Raw genomic sequence first — 16796 nt, 5'->3', positions numbered from 1 at the left:
TTTACCAGCGAATCGCTACGTTGTCCAGGTTGATGCCCGATGCATTGCCTGCGTCGTACTGCACGCGAATCGTGTTTAGTCCCGCATTCAGGGACGTCGTCGTCGTCGCGGTATTCCACGTATCCCAGTTCGCCGTCGCCGGCAGGGACAGATCGGTCACCTTCGTGCCGTTCTTGTAGATCGCTCTCGACGCCGCGCCGCCGCCGGCGCTGTACCGGACGTCAATCGAATAGGTGCCGGCCGTCGGCGCGTACACCTTGACCTCGACAAAGTCGCCGGAGGTCGCGAAGCCGTCTACGAAGCCCGTGCCCAGATAGCCCGTATGGTCCGTGTTCGTGGACACGGCGAAAAGCGTGGCGAACTCGGCTTCGTATTCGTTCTTGTCGACGCCGCTCAGCACGACCGAACGGGCGGAGGCGCCGGACGAGATTTTGACGTAAACGAGCTTCGCCGCCGTGTCGTAGTACCAGCCCTGCGAAGCCGAGGTCAGGCCGCTCAGCGTCGTTTGCTGCGTCAGCGCCGAACCGTCCTTCGTCACCGAGGAAGGCTTCTTCGTCAGCACCTGCAGCGTGCTCGTCGTCGTCAGTGCCGGCACGGATACGGTCACTTGATCAGAACCGTAATTTTCGGTCGACGTGATCGTCTTCGTCGCCGATCCGTCGTACCAGCTGTACGACGTCGTCCCCTGCGGGAAGATGCGGAACGTCAGGTTCGTGTAGTTGGTCAGATCATTGCCGATCGTGCCGCCGACCGTGTACGTACTATTCAGATTCATCGGCAGGATTGCGCCCGCCTTGGCGAATACCGGCAGATCGTCCACCGACGCATAGTAGCCGATCGTCTGCGAGCCCGGACGCATCGCGCCCCACCAGAAGTCGACCCATTCGCCGGCCGGCAGATAGACGCTCTTGTTCGTCTCGCCCTGGTTCACGACCGGCGCGACGAGCAGATTGTCCCCGAGCATGTACTGCGCGGTCAGGCCGTACGTATTCGTGTCGCTTGGATAGTCGAGCACCATCGCGCGCATCAACGGCACGCCGGTGTCGCTCGATTTTTTGCCTTCGCTGTACAAATAAGGAATGATGTTATAACGCGCGTTGATGAACTTCTGCGAAGTCGTCAGCACGGTCGAGTCGCCCGTGCGGGACGCCGCGTTCCATGGCGAGCGCTCTTCGCTCGGCGAAGGCGACGCTTTTTCCGAGTGGAATTGCATGACCGGCGAGAACGCGGCCATGGCGATGGAGCGCTTGTACAGCTCCGCCGTCGGGAACGAGTCACCTGTGAAGCCGGCCAGATCCCAGCTGGTGAACGGCACGCCGGAAATATTGGACGAAAGTCCCGCGAGCACCGCCTGCTGGTACGCGCCGAACGTCGATTCCTGGTCGCCCGCCCAGAAGATCTGGTTCTTTTGCGCCCCGCTCGTGCCCGAACGGCTGAACGAGACGGAATTCGCGTTTTTGGACAGCGCATACGCGTTATACGCCCCGACGTAGTCGTTCGGGTACTGATTGCGCATCTCGTCGCCCTTCTTGCCGTTGCTGAACGTCAGCGACCGTCCCCACACCATCTCGCCGCCGTCCGTCTTGAAGCCGTCGATGCCGATGCCGTCGAACAGGTAGGCGCGCTTGGACATCCACCAGTTTTTCGCCGCCGTGTTCGTAAAGTCGAGCAGCAAGCTGTTTTCGAACCACGAGCCCGCGGGCAGTCGATACTGGCCGCCGCTGCCGTCGCCTACCGCATAGCCCTGCGAGATCATATACGACTCGTCGTTATCCTTCTGCGTGTACGCGGAGCTCGTATACTTCTGGATCGGCACCTGCCAGAGCACCAGCTTCATGCCGGCATTGTGAATGTCGGTCGCCATCTGGGCCGGGTTCGGCCACTTCGTGCCGAAAGTGAAGTCGCTGTAAGAGAACGCCGCGCTGCCGGTCTTCGGCGTATAGGTCGCGTCGTTAAAAATATAAAACGTGTTCTCGTCGCTCCACTGCTCCAGCACGACGGCCGAGGCCGGAATATTGTTCGTGCTCGCGCTGCTGAGCGCGGCGGTCACCTCCGACTGCCTGTCCCACTCGTTCGCGGACATCCACAGGCCGAACGCCCACTTGGGCAGCATCGCCGGCTTGTAGGTGATGTCCGTGTAGTTGGAGACGACGTCCTTCAGATCGCTGCCGTAAATAAAGTAGTAGTCCAGCAGCGAATTCGCGCCTCCGCCGGTATTGACCGTGAAGTTGTACATATCCGTGCGCTCGGTCGCCATTTTGAATTTCGAATAATACGTCGAATTGACATAGATGCCGTAGCCGTTCGTGTTGATGAAAAAGGGGATCGCCATGTACGTTCGGTCGTTCTGGTTTTTGTACTGGTTGTAGACGTAGGTGTCCACGTCGTAGCCGCGCTTCTGGAAGTTGTTGTAGTGCTCGCCGAAGCCGTAGAACTGCTCGCTCGTCGGCGAATACAGATTATCCTGCACCTTGTCGATGATGCTCGTGCCGTCGGTCAGCCATGCCATGTTCTTGTTGACCGAATTGTCGTATTCGCGCGCGATCAGCGTCGTGCCGTCCGGCTTGTACACGCTGAGCTTGTACGGATTTTTATCGATCCGTATTTTGAGCGCGCTCGTACTGATCAGATAGTAGGTCGTATTGTCGGCAAACGTATAATTGCTGAGTCCCGTCGCGAGCGTGCCCGTCCCTTTGGGAGACAGCTGCACGCGGAACACGTCGGCCGCCTGGAAGGAGATGCCGATCTTCGGCGATAGCGTCCCCGTATTCGGCGTTGCGCTCAGCGTCACCTTGTTGCCGCCGTCCGTATAGCCGCTCACGCTGGCGACGGATTCCCAGCCCGTCACCGTGAACGTGAACGGACCGATCGTCTTCTCGTTCGCCCCGTCCTTGTTCGCGTGGATCGTATACGTGACGACGTCGCCCTTGGCGAAGGTGCCCATATTGATCTGCCAGTAGCTGTTGCTGCCGCTGTTGTACTGCCAGGTGCCGTTAATGACGGACTGCGTCGCGCCGTTTTTCGTCCAGGTAATCCAGGTCGCCTGTCCGCTCTCGATCGGCCAGGTGGTCAGTTTGAGATAGACCGTGTCGCCCGCGACCGGATCCCGCGGATAGCGCTCGGTCAGTTGGACGTCGTACAGATCGTCCGTGCCGTAGGGCGCATGATAGACGCCGGAGATGGCGAAGGCGCTCGCGGGAACCGCCAGCAGTACCACCAATCCGAGCAACAGCGCCGATGCCAGACGGGAATGCCATCTTGTTTTCATCACGTCAATACCCCTTTCTCAAAATGAATTTCGCATTTCGCAAGCCGTCCGCTTACCCGCCCCTCGACTTGCCGCTGTCCGTTACATGACGCATCCCCCCTCTCCGGACGCGCTGGATGCACGCTTCAGGGCGTACCGGTTGCCTTCGCTTCCGCGTCGTCCATGCTTGCAGCGCCTTCTGTATCCGCGCCGGGATTCGGATTCGGATTCGGATTCGGAATGCGCACCGTCACCTCCCCGCTCGCGGTGAAGCCCGCCAGCCACTGCGGGACGAGCTCGTTCAGACGCTGCTGGCGGATCAGCTCCACAATCCTTTCTTTGGCCTGCTCGGCGGTCTCCGTCGATGCCGGTTTGCGATCCGTCACCTTCAGCAAATGATAGCCGTACGCGGTCTTGATCGGCTTGCCGTAGGCGCCTGTCTTCAGTTGCCCGGCCGCTTGCTCGAGCTCGGGCGCGGTCTGTCCCGCCGACAGATAGCCCAGGTCCCCGCCCGCTTCCCGCGTCGCGACGTCAGCCGAGAACTCGGCGGCCAGCTTGGCGAAGTCGGCGCCTTTGTCCAGTTCGCCGTACAGCTCCTTCGCCTGCGCCTCGGTCTTCACCAGGATGTGCGACAAGCGGACCTGTGCGGGATGATGGAACGACGCCTCGTTCAGCTCGTAAAACTGCGTGACCTGCTCGTCCGTCACTTCAAGCTCCGACGCGAACAGCTTGCCGAGCTGCAGCTGCATCTCGATCTGCGCCGCAAAGCCCGCTTCGTCGAGTCCGACGGAGCTCAGATAGCTTTGAAAATCCGCCTCCGACGCGAACGAACCGCGCATTTTGTCCATACCGGCCTTCAGCTCCTCGTCGCCGACGCTCAGCCCCTTTGCCGCCGCCTGCTCGTCCGCGAGTCGCCTGATGACCATCTCCTGCAGCGTCTGCGCGCCCACTTGCCCGAGCATCGCCTCGTACAGCTCGTCCTTCGTAATGTTCGTTTTGCCCACCGTTGCTACGATGCTCGCCGTTCCGTTATCGTCCGCCTTCGCGGCATCCGCTTCCGGCTTCGCGCCGTTCCCGCCGGCGTATGCGTATACGGCGAACAGAACTGCCGCGATCAATACCGCAAGGCCGCCGGCCGTCAGCCATTTTTTCATCGCTTCGTCGCCCCCGTCCGATATGGAATGTTGGATCGCCGTTTTGTCCTTCTCCCCTTGCGAATGCCGCTTTCGCACGGCTGCTAACCTTCCTGCGCGGCGAGATTCGGCTTCCTGCCCTTGTAAATCTCGTAAATCATGTCTTCGATGCTCGGCTCCTTCACCGAGATATCGCGGATCGGATACCGCTCAGCCAGCTCGGCGATCAGCCGCGATGCACTGATGCCGTCCTTTTCGAACCGGAGCCATACCCGCTGCCCTTCCGCCTTCACGGTTTCCGCACGCACATGGTACAGCCCGGACACGGGCCGCTCAAGCTCCACATCCAGCATCCGGTACGGCGCGAGCCGCGAGAGGATCGCGTTCAACGGTCCGTCCTCGACAAGCTTGCCGTGGTTGATGACGACAAGCCTCCCGCACAGCTGCTCGACGTCGTCCAGATCGTGCGTCGTCAGGATGACCGTGGTGCCTCGCTCCTTGTTGATGCCGGCGATATAGCGGCGGATCGCGTGCTTGGCCTCGATATCCAGGCCGATCGTCGGTTCGTCAAGAAACAGGACGGACGGAGAATGAAGCATCGCCGCCGCGATATCCCCCCGCATGCGCTGGCCGAGCGACAGCTGGCGGACCGGGATGTCCAGCAGATCCCCGATGCCGAGCACGTCGTGCATCAGCTCGAGATTCGCCTTGTACATACGCGCCTCGATCCGATAGATCCGGCGCAGCAGCTCGTAGGATTCGCCCAATCTGAGGTCCCAATAGAGCTGCGTCCGCTGGCCGAACACGACGCCGAGGCGCCGCACGACCTCCTTGCGGCTGCGCTGCGGCGACAGCCCGTCGATCAGGATCGACCCCGAAGTCGGATGCAGGATGCCCGTCATCATCTTCACGGTCGTGCTCTTGCCCGCCCCGTTCGGACCGAGAAAGCCGACGATCTCTCCCGCCTCGATGCGGAAGCTGATGCCGTCGACGGCCCGCACGACCGTCTTGCGGGGAGCGAAGAGGCCGGCTAGGGAGCCGCTCAGGCCTTTCTTTTTGCGCACCAGCTTGAACGCCTTGACCAGATCCCGCACTTCCAATTGACTCATGGCCTTCACGCTCCCGCGCTTTCGTAGTTTCGCAATCCCCGGCTGAAAACGAGGCGTGCAAGGATGAACAGGGCCGCGCCGACGATCGGAGTCCACAGCGAGATGTCCGGCAGGCCCGGCGCCCGGCAGGCTTTGTCCAGCATGGCGCAAGCCGGATAGAAGCTGATGAAGGCGATCGGCAGCGCCGCCGTCAGAACGGCTTGCAGCGCGTACGGATAAATCGACAGCGGATAAAGCGTCGATCGCTCCATGAAGTCGTTGAGCAGCATGAACATCGACTGGCTCCGCTTGGTCCAGAACGCCACCGAGCAGAAAATCGTAAAAATGGATGAGCGTATCAATGCCGCGCCCGCTACGACGAGGCCGATCCGGAGCGTATGGCCGGCAGTCCATTCGAAGTGCGCCAGCCGGCTGCCGTAGATCAGAATGACGACGCCGACCGCGACGTCCATCAGGCCGATGATATTGATGTATTTGACCGTAAACTGGTAGAACACGCCGAGCGGACGCAGCAGCATCCGGTCGAACTCTCCGCGCAGCACGTACGTCTCCAGCCACAGGTTCTGCACGGAGAATACCATCGTAATGCCGTGGCTCAGCTGGCCGAGGCCGTACAGAAAGGCAAGCTCCGCGAACGTCCAGCCGCTGAGCGACTGAAAGTTGGATACGATGAAGCGAAGCAGCAAAATGCCCGTGCCGTACATTAAAGGGATCATAACGAAGCAGCTGATGTAGTACATCGGGTACTCCAGCTGCTTTTGCACCGACAGCTTCAAGTAAAACAATCCGACAGAAGCGTAATATCGCAGCTTGTCCGGCATGGCTATCCCCCCTGTACAAGCACGCGCTTGCGGGCCCTGCTCCACATCGCGGCGGCCGCGAGCGATAGCGCGGCGATCCAGCCTGCCTGGACGAGCAGCTCGAAGGCGATCCGTCCGGGGGCAAGCTGCCCGATATAAATGCCCAGCGGCGTTTGATAGATATAAGAGAAAGGCAGGAAAACCAGCACGCTTCGCGCCTCCTCAGGAAACAGCCATAGCGGAATGAAGCGCCCGGACAGCAGCAGCAGCACACCGTCTTTGATCGTGCCCAGATTGCCGAGCTGCAGCACCCAGAAGCAGAGCAGGCCGAGCATCAGACTGATGAGCCAGAGCAGTACGAAGCTAAGACAGGCGCTCACGAGAAACAGCAAAAACGCGGACAGGCTGGCGGGCAGCGGATTTTGCAAAAACAAGGTCATGACCAGCAGCAGCGGCACGAGCTGCGTAGCGACGGCGCCGAGCGCCGTGCCGACATCCTCGAAAAAGTAGAGAAGCACGAACCGAACGGGACGAAAAAAGTCGACGGCGATATCGCCCTGCCCGATGCGCTCCTGCAGCTTCTCCTCCACGGTTTTCGGAAAAAACGCCGTCAGTAATACCGACATCATCGCGTAGGCGATCATTGCGTCCTCCGTCACGCCCGCCACGCTGCCGATGCCGCGGTAAGCCGTCTTCCACAGATACAGGTTGGCGAGCAGGACGATCACGTTCGTGCCGAGCGCGGCGAATACCTCGAAGCGATAGGCCAGCGAGACGAGCAGCTTCATTTTGGCCGCGTACAAATACGGACTCAACGCTCGCTCCACCTGTAGACGCGTGCCTCGTAAGGCAGAAGCGCAAGCCTTGCCGGTTCGTCCCCGCCGTCATGCCCCTCGCCGGAAACCGGGCCAGCAGCCGCCGTCTCCGCATACGCCCGCTCCTCCTGGTCGCCCAGGTTAGCGAGCAGCAGCTCCGCATGAGGCGCGAGCCGTCCGGGCGGCAAGTCGAGGGTCGCCGGCTCTCCGAAGAAATTAAGCACGACGAGCAGCCTGTCATCCCCGAGCCGCCGCGTATAAGCGAAGACCGACTCGTCTTCCTCGGCGACAGGCTCGAATTCGCCGTAGACGATGACCGGATGCGCCTTGCGCAGCGCGATCAGACGCCGGTAATAAGCCAGCACTGAATCCGGATCTTCGAGCGCGCGCTCCGCGTTAATCTCCTTATAGTTCGGATTAAGCCCGATCCAGGGGACGCCTTCCGTAAACCCGGCCTGCGCGCCGGCGCTCCACTGCATCGGCGTCCGGACGTTGTCCCGCCCCTTCCGGTAGATCGCCTCCATCGCCTGACGGGGATCCATGCCCCCTTGCTCTGTCGCTTCGCGGTAGAAATTCAACGTCTCGACGTCGCGGTAGTCGCCGATCGATTCGAAACGGACGTTGGTCATGCCGAGCTCTTCGCCCTGATAGATGAACGGCGTGCCCTGCAGCGTATGCAGCAGCGTCGCCAGCATCTTGGCGGACCGGACGCGGTAGCGGCCGTCGTCGCCGAAGCGGGACACCATCCGCGGCTGGTCGTGATTGTTGAGGTACAGGCTGTTCCAGCCGATGCCGTGCAGCCCGGTCTGCCAGGCGACGACGATCCGCTTGATGTCGCGCAGCCGCCACGGCACCACGTCCCATTTCCATATCGGTCCCGAATCGACGCTCATCAGCTCGAAGTTGCAGATCATATGGAGCTCGCGCCGCTCGTCGCGAACGTAGTCGGCCGCGGTCTCCGGCGTTACGTTCAGCGTCTCGCCGACCGTCATCAAGTCGTAGCGGCTCAGCACTCGCTCGTTCATTTCCCTCAGCAGCTCGTGCACGCCCGGCTGGTTCGCGTACAGGCTCTCGTCGAACACGTAGCCTTCGTCCGTCGCCGGCGGCTTGTCCGAATCCGGAAAGCCCTCCGCCTTCAAAATCAGGTTGATCGTGTCCATCCGAAAACCGTCGAAACCTTTATCCAGCCAAAAGCGCATCATCTCGTAGATTTCTTCCCTGAGCGCGGGATTTTTCCAGTTCAGATCAGGCTGCTTTTTCGAAAACAAGTGCAAATAATATTCGCCTGTCGCTTCGTCGCAGGACCAAGCGGACGAGGAGAAGTAGGAGCGCCAGTTGTTCGGCTCCCTGCCGTCGCGCCCTTCCCGCCAGATGTAGTAATCGCGCTTCGGATTCGTCTTGGAAGAGCGCGATTCCACGAACCACGGGTGCTCATCCGACGTATGGTTGACGACGAGATCCATGATGATACGAATGCCGCGGCCGTGCGCCTCCTGCAGTAGCCGCTCGAGATCCGCCATCGTGCCGAACGTCGGCATAACGTCGCGGTAGTCGGAAATATCGTAGCCGCTGTCTTCGCCCGGGGAACGGTAGACCGGGCAAAGCCAAATGACGTCGACGCCAAGACTGCGAATATAATCGAGTTTCTGCGTAATCCCGTTCAGGTCGCCGATGCCGTCTCCGTCCGAATCCCGGAAGCTGGCCGGGTAGATCTGATAAACGACGGCTTCCTTCCACCAGTTCGCGGTTCCCATCGCGCTTGCCCCCTCTAGCGTTCGATTAACTGCGCGGGAGAGCCGGCATCGGCATAACGGTTGCGCAGACGTTCCATATCCTCGGGCTCGATCGGCAGGCCCGAATGATCCAGCACGACGTTCATACAAGGCTTACTCTCTTTCAGCAGCCCGAACAGCAGGTCATAGTCGACCGCGCCCGTTCCCGGGGGCACCGCCCGTTTGAGGCCCTCGTCGAGCACGAAGTCCTTGGCGTGCACGAGCTCGATCCGGTCGCCGAACAGCTCGAAGGAGCGCCGAATCATGGCGGCCTGGCTGTCGATGTTGTCCGCCGACAGCAGGTTCGCGGGATCGAAGACGATATGCAGATGGCGCGAGCCGATATCGGCGATCATGCGGGCGAGCTTGTCCGGACTGTTCGCGACGAAGGAGGTGACGCCTTCAATGCCAAGCTTGACGCCGAACGATTCGGCTTCGCGGACCAGCTCGCGCAAGCCGTTCACGCACAGCTCGTAGGCCGCCTCGCCGTGGTTGTCCGGGTGCCAGGAAAAATCGGCGTTCAGCGAGCCGGTCTCCGTGCTCACCATGCCGCAGCCAAAGTCGCGGGCGTAGCGGATGCGCTCCTTGAACAGCTCCAGCTGCCGCCTTCGCGCTTCGGGATCGGGATGCACCGGATTGATGTAGCATTCGATCGACGCAATCTGGACGCCCCGTTCGCGGAAGGCGTCCCCGATATGCCTTGCCATGCCGGCGCTTAATTTGCCGTAGCCGGTATCGATGGCGGTAAGCGTCTCCGGCAGCGACAGCTGAATGCACGAAAAGCCCATCTCCGCCGTCTGCCGCGCGAATTCTTGCGCCGACTGCCCGCGTTCCAGGCAGCGCGCGCTAATGCCCAGTCTCAACATGCCGATCGCTCCTCATTGTGAATTGGTTGGTTTTCCCGCTGTGGACCGCTTGCCGGCTCGCGCTCGGGCGGCGCGTCTCCGCGTTCCAGCCAAGCGATCTCTTCCGCCGTAAAATCCTCGTCCGCCGCTACGGCGTTGTCGGCCATCCGGTCCGCGCGGCCGCTCGCCGCGATCGCATAGGCATCCAGCAGGCCGTTCGCCGCCAGACTCGTCACGTAGCGGAGCGCGACCTGAGGCACGGTCAGCCCCTTGCGCTCGGCCATCTCGAATGCGCGGCCCAGGCGGCCGGCGTTCGCGTCGTTGACCCAGGCATCGACGCTCCATGCCGGAAGCTCGCCCGCGGCCAGCCGGGCAGGCAGCAACGCCGGCGTCAGGCTGCCGTCAAGAAAACCGACGCCGAGCACGGAATAACCGACGACGGCGATGCCGTTGCTTCGATACCACGTCCTGGCAGGCTGCCCGGCATCTCCGCCGATGCCGGGACAATCGCGCCACCAGTGAACGTCCGTGGCCTTCCGCTCGAGCAGCGACAGCTGCGGACCGGACAAGACGAACGGTCGAAGACCGTGGCGCTCCGCATATGCGTTCGCCTCCCCGATGCGCGCGTGCGACCAGTTCGAGGCGCCGTACGCCCGGATTGTCCCCGCCTCCCAGTAGCCGTGCAGCGCCTCGACGATCGGGCCGACCTCGCCCTCCGGATCGTCCCGATGGAGCAGGAACAGGTCGACGCTTCCGGTGTCCAGATCGTGCAGCGAAGCCCGCAGATCCGTCTCCAAATCGCCAGGCGTCACCTGCTTGCCGCCGGGCCCGTCCATGCAGCCCTTGGCCAGCACGACGATCCGTTCCCGATTGCCGCGCGTCCGCATCCAGCGGCCGATCAGGCGGTCGGTCTCGCCGTCATAGTAAGACCGGGCCGTATCCCATACCGTGTATCCCGCTTCCAAGCAAGCGTCGAAGTGCGCGAAGCAGGCGCCCTCGTCCGCGAAGCCCCGCGCGCCGACGACCAGACGGGACAGCGGCTTGTCCACGCCCGCAATCGTTCCGTATCTCATCGCTCAGATCCCCCTTTGATTCGGCCGGCGAGGCTGCAGGCGCGCATGCCCCGCTTGCAAGACTCGCCGGCCGCCGGATGTTATACAACCTCGCTCAGCCGCTCGCTTGTCGAATAGCGCGACTGCGCAGCTTCGCGCAGCTCGTGCCTGTGCTCGAATATTTTGCCGGCGGCGTCCGCGATCTTTCTGCGGTCGGCCGCGCCGAGCAGCAGCATCGTGTGCGAGAAGTTGATCGCCTCCTCCGCGAACGCACGCTCGCTGACCGGCAGCTCGAAGCGAGACGGATCGATGGCCCGCCAATAAGCGTCGGACAGCTTGTGCGTATTTTTGTTGCGCGGATTGTAGAACGGGCTGGCGTTCAGCGGCTCGTAAACGTTGGAGCAATTCAATGTCCCCTCCAGCTCCGCGACCAGCGCCGCCATGAACGCGTCCTTCGGAATGCCGTCCCACGCTTCGCGGTCGTACCTGATCGTAAGACAATAGTAGGATTGCTTGGTGATATTCGGGCTGCGGTACAACGGCCGCAGGCCCGGCAGCTCCGAGAGGGCGCGCTCCAGCTCAATGGCGTTGCGGTCGCGCTCCGCGTTCTGTGCCTCCAGCCGGCCCAGCTGTGCGATCAGAATCGCCGCCTGAAACTCCGTCATGCGGTAATTGCCGCTGTGCATGACCGGGGCGCCCGCCCGCGCGTCGCGTCCGCACATTTTGAGCGATTGCATCAGATCGGAGAGCTTGCCGCTGTTCGTCGTCAGAAAGCCGCCCTCGCCGGCGTTGATGATCTTGGAGGATTGAAAGCTGAACGAGCCGACGCTGCCGATGGAGCCGACCGGCCTTCCCTTCCACTCGGAGCCGTGCTGGTGCGCGCAGTCCTCGACGACATGCAGTCGATAGCGGTCGGCCAGGCGCATGATCGCGTCCATATCGGCGATGCGCCCGTACAGATGGACCGGGATGATCGCCCGCGTCCGCGTCGTGATCGCCGCCTCGATCGCGCGCGGGTCGATCGTATAAGTATCGGGCTCGGCGTCGACCAGCACCGGCACGGCATTGACGTCGAGCACGGCCGTCGCGGTCGCCTGCCAAGTCATGCCGGGAACGATGACCTCGTCCCCGGGTCCGATCCCCAGAGCTTCCAGGGCCAGCTTCAGCGAGACGGTTCCGTTGGCCACCGCCACGCCGTAGCCCGCGCCGCAGAAGCGGGCGAACAAAGCTTCGAATTCCTGCTCTTTCGGACCGAGGAACCCCCAGTTGCCGCTGCTCACCACATCCGTCACCAGCTCCAGCTCGCGCTCGCCGAATATCGGCCATGCGGGTACGTTCAGCGCGCCGACCGCCGCGCCTCCGTGAATCGCCAGCTTCCTCATCCTGCATCCTCCTCGTTTTCGATTATGGTTCCGTCGTTGAACAAGAGCTCGACCGGCACGCTTCCGGTTACGACGGCATCGCCGGATCCGATACCGGGAATGCGGTTCAGGACGACGACGATGCCCGCGCCGTAGTCGCCCTCCGCCCGGATCGACAGCCTGTCCCCTTCCAAAGCGGCCTCCAGACTAACGGCGTTGCCCAGGTCGTCCACGAAGCGATAGCTCAGCCTGTCGGTCAGGTGAACCCAGAAGACAAGCCGGCGATAACCGTTCATCGCGTTCCCGACCGGACCGAACAGACGCCCGCCGTCCGCCAGATGAAGCGGGACGACGGCGTTCGACCGTTGGAAGACGGGAATCTGCCCGATCGACGCGTCTCGCTCCAGCGTCGCGCCGCCCGCTACGACCTCCCCGGTAAAGAAATCCATCCATTCCCCCTTCGGCAAATACAAGCGCTTGCTCGCCGCCCCCGCCTCGAGCACCGGCGCGACGAGCAGCGAATCGCCGAACATATACTGGTCCCACAGCCGCACGCACGCCGGATCTTCCGGGTGGCTCAGGAACATCGCGCGCATCATCGGCAGCCCGGTCGCGACGCTCGCCACCGCCTGCTCGTAGCAGTAGGGCACCAGGTTCATGCGCAAGTCCATGTACCGCTTGAACAGGCGCAGCGCAAGCTTCGACCCGGTGCGCTCGGCGACGTTCCAGGGCGTGCGGTCGTACGTTTTTTTCTCCATCGATTCCGAGTGAAGCTGCACGACCGGACAGAAGACGGACATCTGCGCGGAACGAATATAGAGCTCCGCATCCGGGATCTCCCCGCTGAAGTTGCCCAGGTCCCAGCCCCAGAAGGGGATGCCGGAGAGCCCCGCGCTTAGGCCGGCGCGCAAGGCGTCCCGGAACGCCGGGAAGGTCGACAGATCGTCGCCCGCCCAGTGAACCGGCAGCCGCTGCGCCCCCTGGCAGCCCGCACGGCTGAACGTGACGCCGCCGCCCGGCCGACCCGCGACCGAACGGTAGTACGCTTCGGCGAAGGCGTTGGGGTACGCGTTGCGCATCTCCTCCTCGGTCTTGCCGTTCGCGAACAGCAGCCCCTCGTCGAGAATGCATTCGCCCCCGTCCGTCTTGTAGCCGTCGATGCCGATCTCGGACACGAGATATTCGCGCTTCTCCATCCACCAGTCCCGTGCCTCGGGGTTCGTGAAGTCCGGCAGCAGGCTGTGCCCAAACCAGTAAAAGTGACTTCGGTACGCGCGCCCGTCCCGGTAGCGGACGTGGTATTCCCGATCGAGCATCGTCTGCTCGTCGGCATCCCGCTGCGCGCTGCTCACGCTGCCGAAGTACATCTGATAGGGCGCCTGCCAGAGCAGCACGCGGACGCCGGCTTCGTGCAGCTCGCGTACCATCCGCCTCGGATCGGGCCACTTGCCGTCAGGGTCGAATGCGAAGTCCTCGTAGCGGAACGCCTCCTCGCCAGACTTCACCTCGTACTTCGCGCCGTTGAAAATATAGAACGTCGCCTCGTCGCTCCACTGCTCGAGGATCATCGCCCCGACCGGCACGCCGTGCGCCTCCGCCAGCGCGAGCTGCTCGCGGACGTCCCGCTCGCTGTCCCAGCTGTTGCTCGAGATCCACAGCCCGAAGCACCACTTGGGCGGCAGCACCGGCATGCCGGTCAAGCCGGCGTATTCGCGCAGCGTCTCCTCCGGTCCGCCATCGAACAGGTAGATCGACAGCTCCTCGGCGCCTTCGGGCCATGCGATCTCGGCCTCCGTCCGCTCCGGCGCGCGGGAACCGAATCTCAGCTTGACCGCCGCGGTCGTATCGGCATAGAAGCCGTAGCCGGCGGAGCTGACGAACATCGGGACGGGCAGGTACGTTTTAAGCCCGTGGTTTTTGTATTTGTTGTAGACAATGCAGTCGACCTCGCGTCCGCCGAGCTCCAGATGAGAGAAGCGTTCGCCTGTGCCGAAGAACGCTTCGTCCGCTTCCTTCGCCAGTCCGATCCGCAGCTTGCGCGCACGGCCGTCTCCGCCGGCGAGCAGCGCGATGTCGGCGAATTCGCCGCCCGCGGCGCCACCGAACAGAGGGGTCAGGCTTCCTAGGCGATGCGCCAACGCATCTAGCGGCCCGGCTTCCGTCATGGCGAAGTCTCTCGCTGCCGCTTCCTTCGCATCCTCATCCGAATCGATCGGATAGGCTGCCGTCTCTTTTGCGATCGCCTCTTCTTCCAGCGCGAACGACAAGCGGACCGACCGCGCGCCGTGACGCTTAACGCGCAGGCACGGGATGCCGCGAAGGCTGCCGACGCGGCCGAACAGGACAAGCAGGTCGTCCGCTTCTTCCCGGACGCCCGTCACGCGCAGCCGATGCCAGCTCAGCACGTCGAAGCCGTAGCTCTCGGAACGCGCGATCTCGTTATCGAACCGCACTTCAAATTCGTAATTGACCCTCCTTCCATCCTGGAATGAACCGATGCAAGCCTCCCAATAGCGTTCGCCGTCCGGCGAAACCGCGAGTGTCATGCGGTAATCCGCCGTCGCCTTGCCCTCGGCATGACAGACCACGTGGACCTGCTGGTCCGCGTGAAACGGAATTGTATGCGCCCGAATCCACACTTGCTCGCCCGCCTCGGGATGCCGGGGATCGCGCTCGTAATTCCGGGTGCTGTACGGATCGTTTTCGCCGACCGGCTTGTGGAAGACGACCGTACCGCGCTTGCCTGACGAAGGGCCGTTTAGCCGGCGCTTTACGATGCCCAGCAGGGCGTCCGTCAGACCGGACCGCTCCGTCTCGTTATCCCGCAGCGTCTCCCCGCTCTGCAGCATCCGCCGCGCATACGTCTCGTACCCGGCTTCCGCGTAATACCAGGCGAGCAGCAGCGTCAGATCCGCCCGCTCCCGGTCTTCGTCCGGATAACGCCTTCTCGAGAAAGAGACGCCCCTGCCCGACAACCTTTTCTCCAGCGTGTGGATCGTCCGCTCCAGATAAAGGTCGTCCATTCGGACCAGCCCGAACGGTACCGCGACAAGCGAGATGTCCCCCATGTCGCCGATCATGGCCGGATCGCCTTTGAGACCGACATACTCTCCTTCCCGCAGCGCGTAAATGAAAGCGTACATCCGCATCTCGGCCATCAGCGGCTCCAGATCCGCATCCTCCGCATAAGGCCGGATGGCATCGATCGCGCCATACATGATGGCGATATTCGCCGTGAAGATGCCGACCTGCGATCGGAACAGCCAATGCCTGCCCGCCTTGTCCCATCCGTCCCGGATGCGATCGATGCAAAGCCGCACCGCAGCGGGCGGATACGCGCCTTCGTCTGCCCGCCCCTCCGCGGCGCGGCACGCGCCGGCGCACCAGAGCCACAACGCCAGATCGACCGTCTCGTTCACCCCGCCGCCGATATCGCCGGACAGCTCGCGCACCCAGCGCTTCGCTTCGGCGATCCGGCCCTCCAGCAGCCGGGCATAGCAGGCGAAGGCTTGTCCGCCAAGACCGACCATCGTCTCGTTCATCGCGTCAGTCCTCCAGCGCGGCCAGCGCTCTGGCGATATCGGACGCGTCGATGTCGTTGGTCATTACGACTTCGCCGAGCCTCCGGCCCGGCAGCACGTAGTGCAGATTGCCGTCTCGCACCATGCGAATGACCGATACCGCCTCCCAGATTCGCTCGACCGGCACCCGGGTCCGGACAGGAAGCCCGAGCGCCCGGATCAAAGCGACGATGCGTTCGCCTGTCGCAGCGGGACAGACGCCCTTATCCACGGCGATGCGGGCGGCGACCGCCATGCCGACCGCGACCGCTTCGCCGTGCCGCATGCGTCCGTAACCCTCTTCCTTTTCCACCGCGTGGCCGACGGTATGGCCGAAGTTCAGCGGCCTGCGCAGATCGGCCTCGTAAGGATCGCCCGACAGCAGCTCCACCTTCAGAAGCGAGGTGCGGTTGATAATGACGGCAAGCGTCTCGGTATCTCGAGCCAAAATGGCGGCTACGCCGCACTCGATCGTCCCGAACAGCGCCTCGTCCGCGATGACGGCCGTCTTGACCACCTCCGCCATGCCCGAACGCAAATCGCGGTCGGAAGAGGTGAGCAGCACGGATGGGTCCGTATAGACGAACGAAGGATGGTGAAACGCGCCGACCAGGTTTTTGCCCGCCGGATGATTGACCGCCACCTTGCCCCCGATTGCGCTGTCCACCTGCGCCAGCAGCGACGTCGGCACGTTGATATAGGGAACCCCTCTCAAGTAGGTCGCGGCGATAAAGCCGACCGTATCGATCACCATGCCGCCGCCGAAGGCGATCAGCACCGTCCGCCGCCTCGCCCGCAGATCCAGCAGCTGCCGGTAAACTTTGTTCGCGGTATGCAGCGACTTGGTCCGCTCCCCTGCCGGCAAGACGATGACGTCAACGGGAATTCCCGCCTCGCCGAGCGACGCTGCGACTTTGTCACCGTGCATCGTCCATACGTTGCGGTCGCTGATGACGACTGCTGACACAGCACCGAAAGCTTCGCGCAACTCCGCTCCGAGTCCCGCGACAAGTCCGTCCCGGATGCGAATCTTGTACCTGTCCGTCCTGGGAACGGTCACCGCAATATCGGCTGTCTCTGCTACGCTCGAAATCATCATAAA

Annotated in this window: 11 protein-coding genes; all 11 read right to left on the bottom strand. The window is 62.7% G+C overall.

Annotated elements, in window-relative coordinates:
- Nucleotide 1: 1 nt before the first annotated feature.
- The 11 genes from ACFSR7_RS01160 to aroB all read right to left on the bottom strand — a co-directional run bounded on the left by ACFSR7_RS01160 (nucleotide 2) and on the right by aroB (nucleotide 16790).
- On the bottom strand, nucleotides 2-3268 hold the full coding sequence (locus ACFSR7_RS01160) for a TIM-barrel domain-containing protein (RefSeq protein WP_378158532.1): 3267 nt from the start codon (nucleotides 3266-3268) through the stop codon (nucleotides 2-4).
- 125 nt (nucleotides 3269-3393) lie between these two features.
- On the bottom strand, nucleotides 3394-4479 hold the full coding sequence (locus ACFSR7_RS01155; protein WP_378158531.1) for a peptidyl-prolyl cis-trans isomerase: 1086 nt from the start codon (nucleotides 4477-4479) through the stop codon (nucleotides 3394-3396).
- Nucleotides 4480-4484: 5 nt separating this feature from the next.
- Nucleotides 4485-5489: an ABC transporter ATP-binding protein gene (locus ACFSR7_RS01150; protein WP_378158530.1), complete on the bottom strand. Its 1005-nt coding sequence runs from the start codon at nucleotides 5487-5489 to the stop codon at nucleotides 4485-4487.
- Between the two features lie 5 nt (nucleotides 5490-5494).
- Nucleotides 5495-6310, bottom strand: a complete 816-nt coding sequence (locus tag ACFSR7_RS01145; RefSeq protein ID WP_378158529.1) for an ABC transporter permease — start codon at nucleotides 6308-6310, stop codon at nucleotides 5495-5497.
- A 2-nt stretch (nucleotides 6311-6312) separates the two neighbouring features.
- Nucleotides 6313-7104, bottom strand: coding sequence for an ABC transporter permease (locus ACFSR7_RS01140; RefSeq protein ID WP_378158528.1), 792 nt, complete (start codon nucleotides 7102-7104; stop codon nucleotides 6313-6315).
- A complete protein-coding gene (locus ACFSR7_RS01135; protein WP_378158527.1) occupies nucleotides 7101-8858 on the bottom strand; it encodes a glycoside hydrolase family 13 protein in 1758 nt (585 codons plus the stop codon). The genes ACFSR7_RS01140 and ACFSR7_RS01135 overlap by 4 nt, the downstream gene beginning before the upstream one ends.
- A gap of 14 nt (nucleotides 8859-8872) precedes the next feature.
- Nucleotides 8873-9742, bottom strand: a complete 870-nt coding sequence (locus tag ACFSR7_RS01130; protein WP_378158526.1) for a sugar phosphate isomerase/epimerase family protein — start codon at nucleotides 9740-9742, stop codon at nucleotides 8873-8875.
- The gene (locus tag ACFSR7_RS01125; protein WP_378158525.1) at nucleotides 9736-10794 is read right to left on the bottom strand and encodes an aldo/keto reductase; all 1059 of its coding nucleotides are present in this window, start codon (nucleotides 10792-10794) and stop codon (nucleotides 9736-9738) included. Before ACFSR7_RS01125 ends, ACFSR7_RS01130 begins: the two co-directional genes overlap by 7 nt.
- A gap of 80 nt (nucleotides 10795-10874) precedes the next feature.
- Nucleotides 10875-12155, bottom strand: coding sequence for a DegT/DnrJ/EryC1/StrS family aminotransferase (locus tag ACFSR7_RS01120; RefSeq protein WP_378158524.1), 1281 nt, complete (start codon nucleotides 12153-12155; stop codon nucleotides 10875-10877).
- Complete coding sequence (locus ACFSR7_RS01115) at nucleotides 12152-15676, bottom strand: glycoside hydrolase family 31 protein (RefSeq protein ID WP_378158523.1); 3525 nt, start codon at nucleotides 15674-15676, stop codon at nucleotides 12152-12154. The genes ACFSR7_RS01120 and ACFSR7_RS01115 overlap by 4 nt, the downstream gene beginning before the upstream one ends.
- 4 nt (nucleotides 15677-15680) lie before the next feature.
- Nucleotides 15681-16790, bottom strand: coding sequence for a 3-dehydroquinate synthase (gene aroB / locus ACFSR7_RS01110; protein WP_378158522.1), 1110 nt, complete (start codon nucleotides 16788-16790; stop codon nucleotides 15681-15683).
- Nucleotides 16791-16796 lie beyond the last annotated feature (6 nt).

Origin of the sequence: Cohnella sp. GCM10020058 (assembly GCF_042683485.1) — a bacterium.
In the GTDB taxonomy this organism is placed as follows: domain Bacteria; phylum Bacillota; class Bacilli; order Paenibacillales; family Paenibacillaceae; genus Cohnella.
Note: the sequence above shows the minus strand (reverse complement) of the source record. Positions and strands in the feature narration are given on the sequence as shown.

Bases quoted from the DNA above. Each gene is read 5' to 3' on its own strand.
- ACFSR7_RS01160 (WP_378158532.1), bottom strand. From the start codon at position 3,268: ATGAAAACAAGATGGCATTCCCGTCTGGCATCGGCGCTGTTGCTCGGA.
- ACFSR7_RS01150 (WP_378158530.1), bottom strand. From the start codon at position 5,489: ATGAGTCAATTGGAAGTGCGGGATCTGGTCAAGGCGTTCAAGCTGGTG.
- ACFSR7_RS01145 (WP_378158529.1), bottom strand. From the start codon at position 6,310: ATGCCGGACAAGCTGCGATATTACGCTTCTGTCGGATTGTTTTACTTG.
- ACFSR7_RS01135 (WP_378158527.1), bottom strand. From the start codon at position 8,858: ATGGGAACCGCGAACTGGTGGAAGGAAGCCGTCGTTTATCAGATCTAC.
- ACFSR7_RS01130 (WP_378158526.1), bottom strand. From the start codon at position 9,742: ATGTTGAGACTGGGCATTAGCGCGCGCTGCCTGGAACGCGGGCAGTCG.
- ACFSR7_RS01125 (WP_378158525.1), bottom strand. From the start codon at position 10,794: ATGAGATACGGAACGATTGCGGGCGTGGACAAGCCGCTGTCCCGTCTG.
- ACFSR7_RS01120 (WP_378158524.1), bottom strand. From the start codon at position 12,155: ATGAGGAAGCTGGCGATTCACGGAGGCGCGGCGGTCGGCGCGCTGAAC.
- ACFSR7_RS01115 (WP_378158523.1), bottom strand. From the start codon at position 15,676: ATGAACGAGACGATGGTCGGTCTTGGCGGACAAGCCTTCGCCTGCTAT.
- aroB (WP_378158522.1), bottom strand. From the start codon at position 16,790: ATGATTTCGAGCGTAGCAGAGACAGCCGATATTGCGGTGACCGTTCCC.